Origin of the sequence: Caldicellulosiruptor diazotrophicus, assembly GCF_017347585.1 — a bacterium.
In the GTDB taxonomy this organism is placed as follows: domain Bacteria; phylum Bacillota; class Thermoanaerobacteria; order Caldicellulosiruptorales; family Caldicellulosiruptoraceae; genus Caldicellulosiruptor; species Caldicellulosiruptor diazotrophicus.
On the sequence record NZ_AP024480.1, the window covers coordinates 1,330,481 to 1,345,551 of the forward strand.

Annotated in this window: 16 protein-coding genes; 2 read left to right on the forward strand and 14 right to left on the reverse strand. The window is 34.4% G+C overall.

Features of this window, described 5'->3' with window-relative positions; translation table 11 throughout:
* Positions 1-19: 19 nt before the first annotated feature.
* Together CaldiYA01_RS06385 and CaldiYA01_RS06390 are read right to left on the reverse strand one after the other, a co-directional pair.
* Positions 20-808 (reverse strand): electron transfer flavoprotein subunit beta/FixA family protein, encoded by a 789-nt coding sequence (locus CaldiYA01_RS06385; protein WP_207178016.1) that lies wholly within the window; start codon positions 806-808, stop codon positions 20-22.
* A gap of 32 nt (positions 809-840) precedes the next feature.
* Positions 841-1,986, reverse strand: coding sequence for an acyl-CoA dehydrogenase family protein (locus tag CaldiYA01_RS06390; RefSeq protein ID WP_207178018.1), 1,146 nt, complete (start codon positions 1,984-1,986; stop codon positions 841-843).
* Positions 1,987-2,176: 190 nt separating this feature from the next.
* Here CaldiYA01_RS06390 and CaldiYA01_RS06395 point away from each other — a divergent pair, with 190 nt between their 5' ends.
* Positions 2,177-3,379 carry a nucleotidyltransferase gene (locus CaldiYA01_RS06395; protein ID WP_207178020.1) on the forward strand — a complete coding sequence of 401 codons (1,203 nt, stop codon included), beginning with the start codon at positions 2,177-2,179 and terminating at the stop codon, positions 3,377-3,379.
* On the opposite strand, the gene CaldiYA01_RS06400 is transcribed toward CaldiYA01_RS06395, so the two are convergent.
* Complete coding sequence (locus CaldiYA01_RS06400; protein ID WP_207178022.1) at positions 3,368-4,126, reverse strand: patatin-like phospholipase family protein; 759 nt, start codon at positions 4,124-4,126, stop codon at positions 3,368-3,370. The genes CaldiYA01_RS06395 and CaldiYA01_RS06400 overlap by 12 nt on opposite strands.
* Before the next feature lie 67 nt (positions 4,127-4,193).
* On the opposite strand from CaldiYA01_RS06400, the gene CaldiYA01_RS06405 reads away from it, so the two are divergent.
* Positions 4,194-5,171: a nucleoside recognition protein gene (locus tag CaldiYA01_RS06405; protein ID WP_207178024.1), complete on the forward strand. Its 978-nt coding sequence runs from the start codon at positions 4,194-4,196 to the stop codon at positions 5,169-5,171.
* Here the strand turns inward: CaldiYA01_RS06405 and CaldiYA01_RS06410 are convergent.
* The 11 genes from CaldiYA01_RS06410 to CaldiYA01_RS06460 all read right to left on the reverse strand — a co-directional run bounded on the left by CaldiYA01_RS06410 (position 5,166) and on the right by CaldiYA01_RS06460 (position 15,050).
* Entirely contained in the window at positions 5,166-5,624 is a 459-nt protein-coding gene (locus CaldiYA01_RS06410) for an ATPase (RefSeq protein ID WP_207178026.1), read from the reverse strand. The genes CaldiYA01_RS06405 and CaldiYA01_RS06410 overlap by 6 nt on opposite strands.
* Positions 5,624-6,130 (reverse strand): pantetheine-phosphate adenylyltransferase, encoded by a 507-nt coding sequence (coaD, locus tag CaldiYA01_RS06415; RefSeq protein WP_013403385.1) that lies wholly within the window; start codon positions 6,128-6,130, stop codon positions 5,624-5,626. Before coaD ends, CaldiYA01_RS06410 begins: the two co-directional genes overlap by 1 nt.
* Positions 6,127-6,681, reverse strand: coding sequence for a 16S rRNA (guanine(966)-N(2))-methyltransferase RsmD (gene rsmD / locus CaldiYA01_RS06420; protein ID WP_207178028.1), 555 nt, complete (start codon positions 6,679-6,681; stop codon positions 6,127-6,129). The genes coaD and rsmD overlap by 4 nt, the downstream gene beginning before the upstream one ends.
* 124 nt (positions 6,682-6,805) lie before the next feature.
* Positions 6,806-7,003, reverse strand: coding sequence for an alpha/beta-type small acid-soluble spore protein (locus CaldiYA01_RS06425; RefSeq protein ID WP_013290621.1), 198 nt, complete (start codon positions 7,001-7,003; stop codon positions 6,806-6,808).
* Between the two features lie 98 nt (positions 7,004-7,101).
* Positions 7,102-9,141, reverse strand: a complete 2,040-nt coding sequence (gene recG / locus CaldiYA01_RS06430; RefSeq protein ID WP_207178030.1) for an ATP-dependent DNA helicase RecG — start codon at positions 9,139-9,141, stop codon at positions 7,102-7,104.
* A gap of 7 nt (positions 9,142-9,148) precedes the next feature.
* A complete protein-coding gene (locus CaldiYA01_RS06435) occupies positions 9,149-10,789 on the reverse strand; it encodes a DAK2 domain-containing protein (protein WP_207178032.1) in 1,641 nt (546 codons plus the stop codon).
* 21 nt (positions 10,790-10,810) lie between these two features.
* Complete coding sequence (locus CaldiYA01_RS06440) at positions 10,811-11,161, reverse strand: Asp23/Gls24 family envelope stress response protein (RefSeq protein WP_207178034.1); 351 nt, start codon at positions 11,159-11,161, stop codon at positions 10,811-10,813.
* A 12-nt stretch (positions 11,162-11,173) separates the two neighbouring features.
* On the reverse strand, positions 11,174-11,758 hold the full coding sequence (locus tag CaldiYA01_RS06445; protein ID WP_207178036.1) for an ECF transporter S component: 585 nt from the start codon (positions 11,756-11,758) through the stop codon (positions 11,174-11,176).
* A 24-nt stretch (positions 11,759-11,782) separates the two neighbouring features.
* A complete protein-coding gene (locus tag CaldiYA01_RS06450) occupies positions 11,783-12,484 on the reverse strand; it encodes a pseudouridine synthase (RefSeq protein ID WP_207178038.1) in 702 nt (233 codons plus the stop codon).
* 2 nt (positions 12,485-12,486) lie between these two features.
* On the reverse strand, positions 12,487-13,854 hold the full coding sequence (locus CaldiYA01_RS06455) for an RsmF rRNA methyltransferase first C-terminal domain-containing protein (protein WP_207178040.1): 1,368 nt from the start codon (positions 13,852-13,854) through the stop codon (positions 12,487-12,489).
* Between the two features lie 26 nt (positions 13,855-13,880).
* The gene (locus CaldiYA01_RS06460) at positions 13,881-15,050 is read right to left on the reverse strand and encodes a class I SAM-dependent rRNA methyltransferase (protein WP_207178042.1); all 1,170 of its coding nucleotides are present in this window, start codon (positions 15,048-15,050) and stop codon (positions 13,881-13,883) included.
* Positions 15,051-15,071 lie beyond the last annotated feature (21 nt).

A 15,071-nucleotide genomic window follows, 5' to 3' on the forward strand; every position in this document is an offset into this window, starting at 1 on the left:
CCTTATAAAATTGAAATTTTTATATTAATCTCATAACAATGTTAGCTATACACTCTATTTGGCTATCATCAATATTTTCATAAATTTCACACTTATTATTATCAAAGCTTTGTTCAATAAACCTATTGACCAAGGTTTTTGAACCTTCTATCCCCACTTTACTAAAATCAAAATTTTCTAAGTCTGCCAAATTAACGATTTGAGGAGTATAACAAAGAGCTTTTAGCATTAAACTCAGTTTTGGAAGTCTGAGATATGCACTATCTTTCTTTACAGAAATCAGTGCAGGTAACTTCACTTCAAATCTAAATAATTGATTTTCCAATTTTCTTTCAACTTCAATTCTTTGTGTATCTAAAACCTTTATATCAGATGCGGATGCAATGTGAGGGATATTGAGATATTCAGCAATTTGAGGTGGAACAATAGATGTTTCACCGTCTAAAGAAGACTCTCCGCACAGTATCAAGTCAAAATCGCCAAGTTTTTCAATAGACTTTGCTAGTGCATACGCAGTAGAATACGCATCAGAACCAACAAGTCTTTTATCTGTCAAAAGGACACAACTATCACAACCAACCTCAATAAGTTCTTTTATTTTGTTTTTACATTCATCAGGACCCATTGAAAGTGTTGTGATATAAGCATCATTATACGCATCTTTTATTTTTAAAGCAAATTCTAAAGCGCTAAGGTCTGCAGGATTGTTTATTAAATGTTGAGCACTTCTCTTTATCGTCTTTGTTTGAGCATTATACTCTATTTTATCCGAGTTTATTACTTGTTTTATACATACAAGAATTTTCATTTCTAAAAAGTCCCCCTTGAATCTTTATTATTTTAATACTCTTTTATGATCTCGGAAGCTATAATATTTCTCTGTATTTGATTTGCTCCTTCAAATATCTGAGTTACCTTAGCATCTCTCATCATCTTTTCAACCGGATAATCCTTAACATATCCATTTCCACCCATAATCTGAACAGCATCAGTGGTGACCTTCATAGCAACATCAGATGCAAAAACTTTGCATGCTGAAGATTCCTTTGAAAAATCCTTTATCCCACTGTCTATCATCCTACATGTTGAGTAAAGTAAAGATCTTGCAGCTTCGATGTTTATGTACATGTCAGCCAGCATATGCTGGATTGCCTGAAAGGACGAAAGAGGTTGCCCAAATTGAAACCTTTCTTTTGCATACCTGACTGCGTGCTCATAGGCACCTTGGGCAATCCCAACAGCCATTGCAGCCACTCCAGGACGTGTCCTGTCAAACGTCTTCATTGCAACAATAAACCCTGTCCCTTCACGACCTAAAAGATTTTCCCTGGGAACTTTACAATCTTCAAATATAAGCTCTGTAGTAGAAGATGATCTTATTCCCATCTTGTCCTCTTTTTTACCACAATAAAATCCTTCATACCCCTTTTCAACAATGAAAGCTGAAATTCCGCGCGGTCCTTTAGACTTATCAGTTACTGCAAATACTACATATATATCAGCTTCACCTCCGTTTGTTATCCAGTGCTTGCTACCATTTAAAATATAATAATCTCCTTTTTTCTCTGCAACTGTCTTTATACTGCTCACATCACTTCCAGCGTCAGCTTCTGTCAATGCGAAAGCAGCTATTAACTCTCCTTTTGCTATTTTAGGCAAATATTTTTTCTTTTGTTCTTCATTTCCATAAAGAATTATGGGATATGCACCCAGAGCTGTAGCTGCATATGATACCGCAACACCTGCACAGTTTCTTGAAAGCTCTTCCACAACAAGGCACATTTCCATAACACCGCCACCAAACCCACCATATTCTTTAGGAATATATACCCCAGTGAGCTCAGTGTACGCCAAAAGGTTCAATATATCTCTTGGGAATATACCTTCTTTGTCATATTTTATTGCAACCTTTGACACATATTCATCTGAAATTCTTTTTGCAAGTTTCTTTATAATCTTCTGCTCTTCGCTTAAAAAATACTCCATCTTAAAAAACTCGCCCCCTACTTTTTCTGTATCCTTCTTCATAGTTTATCAGATGAAATTCTCTATTGTCAAACAGCCATAATATCCTCTATTAACAGGACTATATTGTAATTATATTTGTTGTATCGTTCAATTGTTTTTTGATATTATATTTCATATAAAAAAGTTTGTCCTAAGGAAGGAATACAAAATGAAGGTTGCTGGAATAGTAGTAGAATACAACCCTTTTCACAATGGACACCTGTACCATTTGCAAAAGACAAGAGAAATAACAAAGGCAGACATAGTTGTGGGCGTAATGAGTGGCAATTTTATTCAAAGAGGAGAACCAGCAATTGTAAATAAATGGGCAAGGACAAAGATGGCCATTTTAAATGGAGTGGATGTTGTCTTTGAGCTTCCATTTGCATATGCCTGTAACAGTGCTGAAATATTCGCATATGGCGCAATATCCATTTTAAACCAGCTTGGCGTTGACTTTATTGTCTTTGGCTCAGAATGCGGTGATATAAATAAGCTTAAAGAAACTGCTAAACACTTAGCATTTGAAGAAGATGATTTCAAGTCAAGTTTGAAAAGTTATTTGAAAGAAGGGCATTCCTTTCCAAAAGCTCGTGAACTTGCTCTTACCAAAACATGTAAAACCAGTATTGAATTTTCTTCAAATAACATACTCGGAATTGAATATATCAAATGGATTTACAGGTTAAATTCAAAGATTGAACCATTTACTATAAGAAGGATAGGTACCTCTTATAATGACCCCAACCTCACGCAAGACACATACGCTTCTGCTACTGCTATAAGAAGAAACATAAATAACTTACACGAAATCAAAAACAAAATGCCATCTGTTTCATATGAAATACTGATAGAAGAATTTGAAAATGGAAGAGGTCCTGTTTTTCTTGAGGATTACTTTAAGTTTTTTATCTACAACGCCATCGTTGTACCAGATTTTTTGAAAAATAAAATTGATGTCAAAGAAGGACTTGAAAATAGATTTGAAAAGTACATTTTCAATTCTCAATCAGTTAAAAATCTCTTTGAGAATGTAAAAACTAAAAGATATACCCTCACAAGACTTCAGAGAATATTTATACACGCTATTGTGAGAAATAATCTTGACCAAAAAACTCTTCTTTCCATTACACCCTATGTAAGAGTTTTGGGATTCAACCAAAAAGGAAAAGAATATCTCAATAAGATAAAAGGCAAAATTGAGTATATCACAAAAATAAATCAGCAGTGGTTAAAAAAACCTCAATATAAAGAACTTCTTGAACTTGAAATCAGGTCTTCAATGTTACATGCTTTGCAGTATAAAGATTTTCACAAATATTTGTTGACAGAATTTAAATCATCTCCTATCTACATTAGTTCAAGAAGCTAAAATTTTTAAGTTTGCTAACTCCTCTTCTGCCCTTTTTTTCCCTCTTTTATACGCCTTTTCTACATCTACAAGAGTATATGGATTTATATCTTCAAGATTAATTTTTATGAGATAATCAAAGTAACCTTGTTTCAGTCTGAGTATCTCTTCACCCATAATATCAATGGTAGTCATAATCATTTCAAAAATATTTTTGGGTTCTTTAAGTGAATTTTTACCTGAAACATCAACTCCAACTACAAATTCACAACCGTTTTCTCTCAAGACCTTTCCCGGCACTTTGTCTACTACCGCTCCATCAACCAGTACAGCATCCCCTATTTTATATGGTGGAAGAACACCCGGAATAGATATGCTGCTTCGCACAGCATCATATAAGCTTCCCTCACTGAAGACCACCTGCTCACCTCTTAGAAGGTCTGTTGCAACAACATAAAACGGATATTTCAAATCTGAAAACCTTTTATCTCTCAAAAAAAGTTTCAAAATCTCTTCAATATTTTTACCTGAAATGAGAGCATTTTTTCTTACTTTAAAATCTATAAGTATATCATTTCTTATTTGCTTTGCAACTTTATATATAAGATTAAGATCATACCCAAGACAGTAAAACGCACCTATAACAGCACCAATGCTCGAGCCAGAAAAAGCTTCAAATTTAAACTCCTTTTCCAGCACTTCTATAACCCCTATGTGTGCAAATCCTCTCATTGCACCAGAGCCAAGTGCAAGCGAAACTTTTTTCATTTTACCCTCCATACAGCAATAATATTTTAAGTAGAATACCATTTAAATATGTATTGGAGCAGAGGACTTGAGAGAGATATTTAACTTTACCGTAATAATATTATGTATACTTTATTTTTTATCTATGTTTTTAAATCCTCAACTTATCATTCAATCAACAACAAAATCAGCAATCATATGGTGGGAAAAAGTTCTTCCTTCTCTCTTTCCATACTTTTTGATTATAAATGTACTTATCGAATCAAAACTTATAAATTATCTTTCTAACATCTTCTTTTTGCCCTCCAAAAAGATATTCAAACTTTCGCCAAACGGCTTTTTAGCTATGATAATAGGAATGTTAACAGGATATCCTGTTGGAAGCAAGATGGTATGTAACTTATATAGCCAAAAATTAATCAGTAAAAACGAAGCTGTAAGGCTCCTTTATTTTGTAAATAATTCCGGTCCTCTTTTTATCATTGGAACGGTTGGAATCAACCTGCTCGGTTCTAGAAAGTACGGATATATACTATTTTTTACTCATATATTTGCAAGTTTGATAATAGCCCTGTGCTCCACTCGATTTGTACAAAGTGAAATATTATCAGTTTCAGAACTTTACAAACCTTTAAATTTTGATATTGGCAATGTACTATCAAAATCAGTGAAAGATTCAATTGAGTCCATACTTATTATAGGAGGCTTTATAACACTCTTCTTTAATTTGAACAGTATCCTCGAATATTTCAAAATTTACCATTTAATATGTAATCTCTTAAGATATACAGGTGTCGATGCTTCTTTAATAAAAGGACTTTTATACGGATTTTTCGAAATAACAAATGGGTGTTTACAGATAAACATAAACCCTCTTCCTATCTGGCAAAAATTAATAGCATCTGAACTCATAATTTCCTGGGGCGGACTTTCTGTACACTTTCAAACAATATCCTTTTTGACCGCAGTAGGTTTGCAATCATCTCACTATATTATTGGAAAATTAATTCATTGTGTTTTATCCGCTCTTCTTACAATTATAATTTTAATGACTTTGTTATTATGAATTTTTTTGCTTTATTTGGTCGATATTGTCATTCAATTCTTTCACAACATTTTCAATTGTTTTCTTTGTCTGTTCTAATAGCTCGATGGTATAACTCTGAGCCATAAGTCTATATTCTTTTGCATGTTCTTTAGCTTTTTGTATAATCTCTTCCGCTCTCTTTTCTGCCAATTTGACAATCTCTGTTTCATCTACAAGCCCTTTTACCTTGCTCTCAGCATCATTTATGATTGCTTCTGCTTCCTTCTGAGCTCTCTCTAAAATCTTCTTTCTTTCTTCTTTTGCCCACTTGACTTGAGAAAGTTCCTGTGGCAATAAAAGCCTTATTTCTTTTATTATCTCTAAAAGCTCATCCTTTTCTACCATAACCTTTGATGTAAACGGTATTGATTTGCTATTTTCTATTATTTCCTCCATTCTCTCTAAAAGCTCTAATATGCTCAGCTCACCCATCACTTATTTTCCTCCGTTTCTGCATATTTCTTATTCAATTTTTTCATTACCTTTTTAGCAATCTTTTCAGGCACCAAGTCCTCTATGCACCCGCCAAATCTTGCTACTTCTTTGACCATGCTTGAACTGAGGTATGAATACTTACTATTTGTCATCATAAAGATTGTTTCAATCGAAGGTTCAAGTTTTTTGTTCAAGAGTGCCATCTGAAATTCATATTCAAAGTCAGACACTGCTCTCAATCCCTTTACTATAACCTTAGCATTTTCTTGTTTCATGAAATCAATTAAAAGACCTTTAAAAGCTTTTACCTCAACATTCGGCAAATGTTCTGTTGTCTCTTTTAGAAGTTCAACCCTCTCTTCAATGTCAAACACAGGAGTTTTATTTGGATTGACCAGAACAGCCACAATAAGTTTATCAAAAATTTTTGAAGCCCTTTCAATTATATCAAGGTGACCATTCGTTACGGGGTCAAAACTTCCCGGATATACTCCTATCTTCAACTTCTCTTACCCCCAAAACAAAATATTGTGATTTTAGTGTCACCATATTCTCTCTCTCTTAAAATAGAAAGTTTCTCATATTCATACTGAAACTCTAAATTGGATTCAACAATTATAAGACCATTTTCATTTATTCTACAGTTTTCTATTATTTCAGAAATACACTCTTTTGCATAACCAGACTTGTATGGTGGGTCTAAAAAGATGATATCAAATACTGGACAGTTTGTAGACTTTAAAAATTTTAATACATCACCTTTTATTATCCTCGCCCTCTTTAGCAAATCTAAATTTTTAAGGTTTTCCTTTATCAGATTAATGCACCTTATATCTTTTTCGACAAATGTAACTTCTCTGACACCTCTTGACAAAAACTCAATCCCCACATTTCCTGTCCCCGCAAAAAAATCAGCTACAATAAGATTTTCATTCAAAAAAGGTGCTATAATATTAAAAATAGCTTCTTTTACTCTATCTGATGTGGGTCTTAATCCTTCAATATTGGCACTTTTTAATTTTCTACCTTTTTGTAGACCACTTATAACCCTCATCTTTTAAGCAACTTCTTACAATTTGTTTATATATTGATTATATAAAAATCACTCTAAAAAAACAACAACGAAGAGACTCAAAAAGTCCCTTCGTTGTTGGTAAATTTTAAGCACCTTAGTGAGGTTATTTGCCTGCTGCTCTATTTTCATAATCCTGAATCATTCTCTTTACCATATAACCACCAATTGAACCTGCCTGTTTTGCTGTCAAGTCACCATTATAACCAGGTTTAAGTGGTACTCCAATTGAACTTGCTACCTCTGCTTTTAACTGGTCAAGAGCCTTAGTTGCTTCCGGAACAAGCTTTCTATTTCTTGCCATGGCCTTCAACCCCCTTTTTTTGTTTGAGACTTTTCTTTTTTCACTATTTAATATGCCCTCTTTTTAAAAACATTATAACAAGAAATTTTTGAAAAGGGTTAAAGGCCTATATTTTCTATATTATTGTAAAATTGTTTGTTGATTTTTTCTAAAAGTTTGTTATCAACAAGATTGAGTCTAATGGTCTCTTCTGCAGCTATTCTCGCTTGTTTTAGAATATCCATATCATTTATGATATCGGCTACTTTAAAGTTCATAATACCGTGCTGTTTTGTCCCAAACAAATCACCAGGCCCTCGAAGTTTTAGGTCCATTTCAGCAATTTCAAAGCCGTTCTGACTTCTGGTTATAGCTATCATTCTTTTTTTGGCAATCTCTGAATCGCTTTGATTAAACAAAATACAGTACGACTGGTGCTCGCCTCTGCCAACTCGTCCCCTTAGCTGATGCAGCTGGGCAAGTCCAAATCTTTCAGCATTCTCAATCACCATTACTGTTGCATTTGGAACGTTTATTCCAACCTCAACAACTGTGGTTGAAACTAATATTTGAATGTTTCCATCTTTAAAATCATTTAAGATTTTGTCTCTCTCTTTTGCAGAAAGTTTTCCGTGTAGACACCCAACATTGTAGTCTTTAAAAAATCCTTCTTTTAAGGATTTCGCAAATTCAACTGCTGATTTTGCATTCAAAGTTTCTGACTCTTCAATCAAAGGACATATCCAGTAAACCTGCCTTCCTTCATCTAACTGTTTCTTTATGAAATTAAAAACCCTCTGTCGAAAACTTTCATCAACAGCGTAAGTTAAAATCTTTTTTCTTCCGGGAGGTAGCTGGTCAATAATAGAAATATCAAGGTCTCCATACAAAACCAAACTCAAAGTTCTGGGAATTGGAGTTGCTGTCATAACAAGAATGTTTGGCGAACTTCCTTTTTTTGTGAGTTCTACCCTTTGGATAACTCCAAATCTGTGCTGTTCATCAGTAATTGCCAAGCCAAGGTTTTTAAATTTTACCTCATCTTGGATAAGTGCATGGGTTCCAATGACCATTTTGCAAAGTCCATGTTCAAGCTCTTTTAAGATTATTTCTTTTTCTTTTTTTGGAGTCGACCCAATTAGAAGTCTTACATTAAATTGATTACCAAAGTACTTCTTACATTCATTATAATGCTGCAATGCTAAAACCTCTGTTGGTGCCATCAATGCAACCTGATATCCTGCCTTTATTGTTGCATACGCGCTTGCCAAAGCTACAACTGTTTTTCCACAACCAACATCTCCTTGGATAAGCCTGTTCATCTGCTTTGTACTCTCTAAATCATGTGCAATCTCTGCTAGCACTCTTTTTTGCGCCTCGGTCAACTCAAACGGAAGAAGCTCTTCAAACTCTTTTAAGCTACTTTGTACATTTTCAACTTTAATTCCTTCGTTTTTTTCTATGCTTTTTTTCAAAAGCAAAAGGGATAGTTGAAGAAGATAAAATTCTTCAAATACAAGCCTTTTCCTTGCAAGTTCTAAGCTCAATTTGTTCTCTGGAAAATGAATATTTTTAATTGCAAAATTAACTTCGCACAAATTATATTTTTGCCTTATATAAGGTGGAATTATATCTATAAGTGCTCCATCAACTTGCTGCAGAAGATTGTTCACAATATTTCTAATCACCTTTTGAGAAAGACCTTCTGTCGAATTGTATACAGGAACAATCCTGCCTGTATGAATAAGATGTTGGTCATATTTCTCAAATTCTGGATTTTTAATTTCAATATAAAAGCCTTTTCTCTCAATCTTCCCAGAAAAGCAGAACACTTCTCCTTCTCTCAAAACGTTTTTTATATAGTCCTGGTTAAACCATACTGTTGTAACAACGCCTGTACTATCTTCAACAGGAATTTTTATTATCTTTACTGACTTTGTCTCTATCTCCATAGGCTTGCCAGCAACCTTTCCAACAAATGACTCTATTTCACCATCGCAAAGCTCTCTTATTTTCTTTAGCCTGCTATAATCAAGATATTTTCGGGGTATGTGCCAAAGCAAATCTTCGGCTTTTTTTATACCCAGCTTTTTAAACAGCCTTTCTCTGTTTTCTCCAACACCTTTTAAGTATCTTATGTCTTTCTCAAGAATATTCATTTTATCATCACATCTCAGCCACAATAATTAGTTGGTAAACTTCATTTCCACTTTCATAACTCTCAATATCAATTTTCTGGTATCTTTTTTGTATGTTTTTAACAAGCATTTCTATATCTTCTAAAGCCACATCTTTGCCATAGTAGATACTCAAAATCTGGGTTGTAGAATCAACAATTTTTTCCACACAAGCCAGAGCTACTTTTTGCATATCTTTGTCGCATGCCACAATTTCTTTTTTTGAAATCCCTATAAAATCACCTTCCTCAATCTCAAACCCGTTTATTTTTGTATTTCTCACCGCTTTAGTTATTTCTACAACCTTTACTGAATTTATAGCTTCTTGCATGAGCTTTATATTTTCTTCAACACTTTTACTCAAATCAAACTTTATCATTGCAGCAATGCACTCGGGAATGTTGGTTGTCTTCATAATCACTACATTTTTATTTGTATTTACCAGCTGCAAAGAAAGCTCTGCAGACATAATCACATTTTTGTTGTTTGGGAAAATAAATATATTTCTGGCTGGTACATTCTTTATAGCATTTACAAAGTCCTCAGCGCTTGGATTCATAGTCTGTCCGCCTTCAATTATAAAATCAATACCCAAACCTTTTAATATTTCATTGAATCCTTCTCCCTGTGATACAGCTACAAAACCATATTCTTTTATAATAACCTCAGCTTGTGTTTGAACTTCTGTCTTAAGGCTTTCTCTTTTACCTATAAACTCCTGGTGTTGATATTTCATATTATCAATCTTTATGTTTATAAGCTCACCATACTTCAAAGCCTTTTCTATTACCTTGCCAGGCGAATTTGTGTGAACGTGAGTTTTGAGAATGTCACCATCCTGGATAACAATAATTGAATCACCAATTGTATCAAGATATTCCTTAAATTCTTTTTCAATATTCTTTTTCAAACCAGTAATAAAAAACTCCGTACAGTAAGTAAACTTAATCTCTTCAGGTTTAAAAGTAAGGGCTGTATAAACTTCCTGCTGTGACGATTCTTCAAATACCATCCCTTCTTTTAAAAATTTATACATCCCTTCAAAAATTATGACAAGACCCATACCGCCACTGTCAACTACATTTGCCTCTTTTAAGATTGGAAGCATCTCTGGTGTCTTTGCAAGCCACTTTTTCCTGCTTGAGACGCACACTTCCAGCAAATCCTCTATTTCGCTTACAATGCCTTCTGCTACTTCTTTTTCAACATCTTCTGCGATCCCGCGTGCAACTGTGAGCATCGTACCTTCTGTAGGTTTCATCACTGCTTTGTAAGCACTTGCAGACGCAGATTTTAAACAAGCAACAAATGTTTGTATATCTATAACATCCTTGCCTTTCAGCTCTTTGGCAAATCCTCGCAAAAGCTGAGAAAGAATAACTCCAGAATTGCCGCGTGCACCTTTTAAGCTGCCAAAAGCAACTGCATTCATAAGTTTGTCCACATCTTCAAAAGTCTTCCCGTTTATCTCTTTTATGCTGCTGTCAAGAGTCGCAGACATATTGGCGCCTGTGTCACCATCGGGCACCGGAAAAACGTTTAAAGAATTTATTTTATCGATGTGCAATTTTAAGTAATTATTTGCAGCTTTTAACATGTTTTTCAATACATCTGCAGTTAAAAGTTTCATAGTCCAATCCTCCTCAGCAAGTTACAAACGAATACCATCTACAAAGATATTTATAGCCCCCGGTTTTAGACCTGTGTATTTTTCAATAGCATATGAAACTCTTTCTCTGATATTTTCAGCAACAACAGGAATTCTGGTGCCGTACTCCACAATTATGTGAATATCAATATTGACAACACCGTTTTCTGCCAAAACCTTTATACCTTTTTGCAAGTTTTCCCTGCCAAGAAGTGTAACTATCCCGTCTGCTACACTCTTTGATGCCATACCAACAACACCATAGCTTTCCATACACGAAAGCCCAATTATTGTAGCAATGCAATCATTGGTAATCTCTATCTTCCCAAATTCATTTTCAAAATGAACGCCCATAATCTTCATCTCCTATCTTTTTACTATCTTCGACAACCTTTTATAAAGAATAAAAGTAACCACCGAAATAATTGCACCTTTTACCAAATTAAATGGAATTATTGAAAACAAAATTAATGTAAACTTATCTGTCACAAAACCATTTACCTTTGAAGCAATTTTTACTATCTCTGAGATTGGAAATTTCAAAGCCTTTTCGTAAAGAGGAAGAAGTACAAAGTAGTTTAGCAAGCCTGCCCAGATAGAAAATGCAATGGTAGAAATAATAAGAGCTATTGCAGCACCTTTTTTAGTTCTATTCTTGGCATATATGTATCCCGCAATGTACACAAAAAAGCCGCCAATCATAAAGTTAGCAAATTCGCCTATCCCGGCCGTTTTGGTAACAAACAGATGAAGTACATTTTTCAAAAATTCAACACCCACACCCCAAGCAGGTCCAAGAGCAAACGAAATTATCAATGCTACACAGTCACTAAAATCAAGTTTTAAAAAGTCCGGAAATATTCCTAAAGGAAACTCTATAAGCATTACAACAAATGCCAAAGCACCGAAAATTGAAACCTTAACAAGATTTTTTAACTCAACCTGTTTCATCTTTCAATTATCTCTCCTCTCTTTTTACTTACTAAATACCAAATAAGCCTCTTCTTCTTTCATCACTCTGTATTCACCCGGTTTTAAACTTTCGTCTAAATTAAGACCTCCTATTCTCAGGCGTTTTAAATCAATCACCTTATTTCCAATTGCTTCGAACATCCTTTTAACCTGATGATATTTACCCTCATATATACACAATTTGACTTTGGTACTATCAATAATAGTATATTTTGCAGGAAGTGTCTTATAACCATCATCTAAAATAATCCCATTTTCAAACTCTTTCAGCTTTTCCTCATCCACCGCTTTTTCAAGCCTAACTAAATACTCTTTTTCAATTCTTTTTCTGGGTGAGATAACTCTATGCGTATATTCACCATCATCTGTAATTATCAAAAGACCTTCTGCATCTTTGTCAAGCCTACCAACTGTATGCAAATCTGGATACTTTAAATCATTAGAAATAAGTGAGAACACTGTAAGTGATGCCGGGTCGTCATTTGAGCACACATAACCTTTCGGTTTGTTCATCATGATATAAATCCGTCTACTGAACTTTACAATCCTGCCATCGACTTCTACTACATCTTCTTCGGGATTAATCTTAAAATCAACTTCTACTATTTGTTTCCCATTTACAGTCACAATTCCTTCTCTTATTAGTTTTTTAACCTGACTTCGTGAACCAAATCCACAGTGATTCAGATACTTGTCAAGTCTCATTTTTATTCCAATCTCCATCCTTTTGGAAAATAATTTTTTATTATATGTCCCTCTGCTTTACCCCATCCAAGGGTAAAGCCGTCTACACATATTCCTACAAATCCACTTAGATTCTCTTTATTCTCTATTGTCTCACCTTTTAAATATCTCACCAGCCTTTCATCATCTTGAGAAAAGTTAATAGCAACCTTGAGATTTTCATACTTTAAACTTGCAATCAAATGAGCAGAAGGATAAAATCTTCCTTTGTAAACTTCTCCCAGCAAAAGACCATTTCGAAGCGGTGTTATCTTATCAAAAGGTCCATCAAAACCCAAATACAGTTTGCTTGCTTTCTTATAAAACACCCTATTTTTGAAGTGACTTAAGTCTATGTTTAAATATTTATTGCAAAATTTATCAAAAATTTTCAATTCATTGCTGTCCACCTCAAATCTTTGTGGCTGAAAAGTCCACTCATCTCCACTTTCTCTCACCTTTTTTAGCTTGCAAATAAAATGTCCCTCACCTCTGACCCTGTGTGGGTAAATTCTCACCGCTTTTTTTAAATTTTTATTACCATTTATTTCAATCCCATCCGAAAAACCCTCATATTTTTTTATCTCAACAACTTCATAGTTTTTATGTTTTTTCAAGAACCAGTCAATAATTCCTTCATTCTCTTCTACTTCAAACGTACAGGTAGAATATACTATCTCGCCACCCACTTTTAAAAGTTCATCTACCTCTGTCATGATACTTCTCTGCAGATTAACATACTTTTCAGGGTGATTGGAAGTCCATTTTTTAGCTGCCGTCGGGTCTTTGCGAAACATTCCTTCACCAGAACAAGGTGCATCAACCAAAATCTTGTCAAAATATGCACCATAGCTTTCAGCTATCTCTTTCGGCTTGTTATTCAGAATTACAACATTTGTAAGCCCGAGATTTTCAACATTCTTTACAAGCGCCTTGATTCTTGATGGTTTTACATCATTGGATACAAGCAAGCCATTTTGACCAAGTCTTGCTGCTATCTGAATGCTCTTCCCCCCAGGTGCGGCACACAAGTCCAAGACTTTTTCGCCTTCCTTTACATCCAAAGCCTCAACCGGAAACATGGCAGATGGTTCCTGAATATACACAAGCCCAGCAAAATAGTATGGGTGTTTGCTCAGTCTTATCTCTTCAGTGTAGTAAAAGCCGTCTTTACACCATGGGACCTTTTCAAATTCAATTCCCATTTTCTCTACAAACTCTTCGACTGAAACTTTGGCAGTGTTGACCCTAAAACCTTTATAACTGTCAAAGTCGTATATTTTTATAAACTGGTCAAATTCATCATTTAAAATCTCTTTCATCTTCGATAAAAATTCTTCTGGCAAGTTCAATTTTAAGTTAGACCTCCTTGTAAATCTTATAAAACCTGAAAAATAAAACATTTGAGGTACAAAGACTCTTCATAGTTTACAAGATACGGATGATCTTTTGCCTGTGTTCTGTACTCAATGAGCCTTAACGTCTTTTTTGCGTCTTTTGCAGCATCTTTAATAACCTCAAAAAATATATCCGGTTTCATATAATGTGAACATGAACAGGTCACAAGAATTCCACCTTTTTTGAGTATCTTCATAGCTCGCAAGTTTATCTCTTTATAACCTCTTTTTGCATTTTCCAAAGTGTGTATGCTTTTTGCAAATGCAGGAGGGTCAAGTATTATCATATCGTATTTTTCTTTCTTGTCGTCAAGTTCATTAAGATAATCAAAAACATTTGCAACCACAAATTCACATTTTGATTCAACCCCGTTTAACTTAGCATTTTTCACTGCTTGTTCAATTGCTGTATCTGAAATATCAATACCTATAACCTTTGACGCACCGAATTTGGCTGCGTTTATGGTAAATCCTCCTGTGTGACAAAAACAGTCCAAAACTACCTTATCCTTTACAAAGTTCCTTATTGCAACTCTGTTCTCTTTCTGGTCCAAAAAATATCCTGTTTTTTGTCCATTTTCTATATCTACTATCATCTTGATACCATTTTCTTCTATCTCAACTTCCACAGGCGAGCTGCCATATAAAAATCCTTTTCTTAAATCAAGTCCTTCAATTTCTCTCACTCTTGCATCATTTCTTTCATATATAGCTTTTGGTTTGACAACCTCAACTAATATTTCTACCAGTTTATCTTTAAATTTGTCAACACCTTTTGACAATGTCTGCATTACAAGAACATCACCAAACTTGTCAACAATAAGTCCTGGTAAGAAATCAGCCTCAGCAAATATGAGCCGGCAATTTTGTGTATAGCCTATACTCTTTCTGTAATCCCAGGCATCTTGGATTCTCTTTTTAAAAAAGTCAATACTAATCTCCTCATTTTTTCGTGTAAGAAGTCTTACAAGTATTTGAGACTTGGAATTTATAAATCCTTTTCCTACAAACTTCCCTTTAAAGTTAAACACATCAACAATCTGACCATCCTCGAACTCCCCATCTATCTTCTGTACTTCATGCCTGAAAACCCACGGATGACCGTTTTCTACTCTCAGTCCCTTCCCTTTTGCCAAAAACACTTTTGCCATACTTTAAACAACACCTCTTTT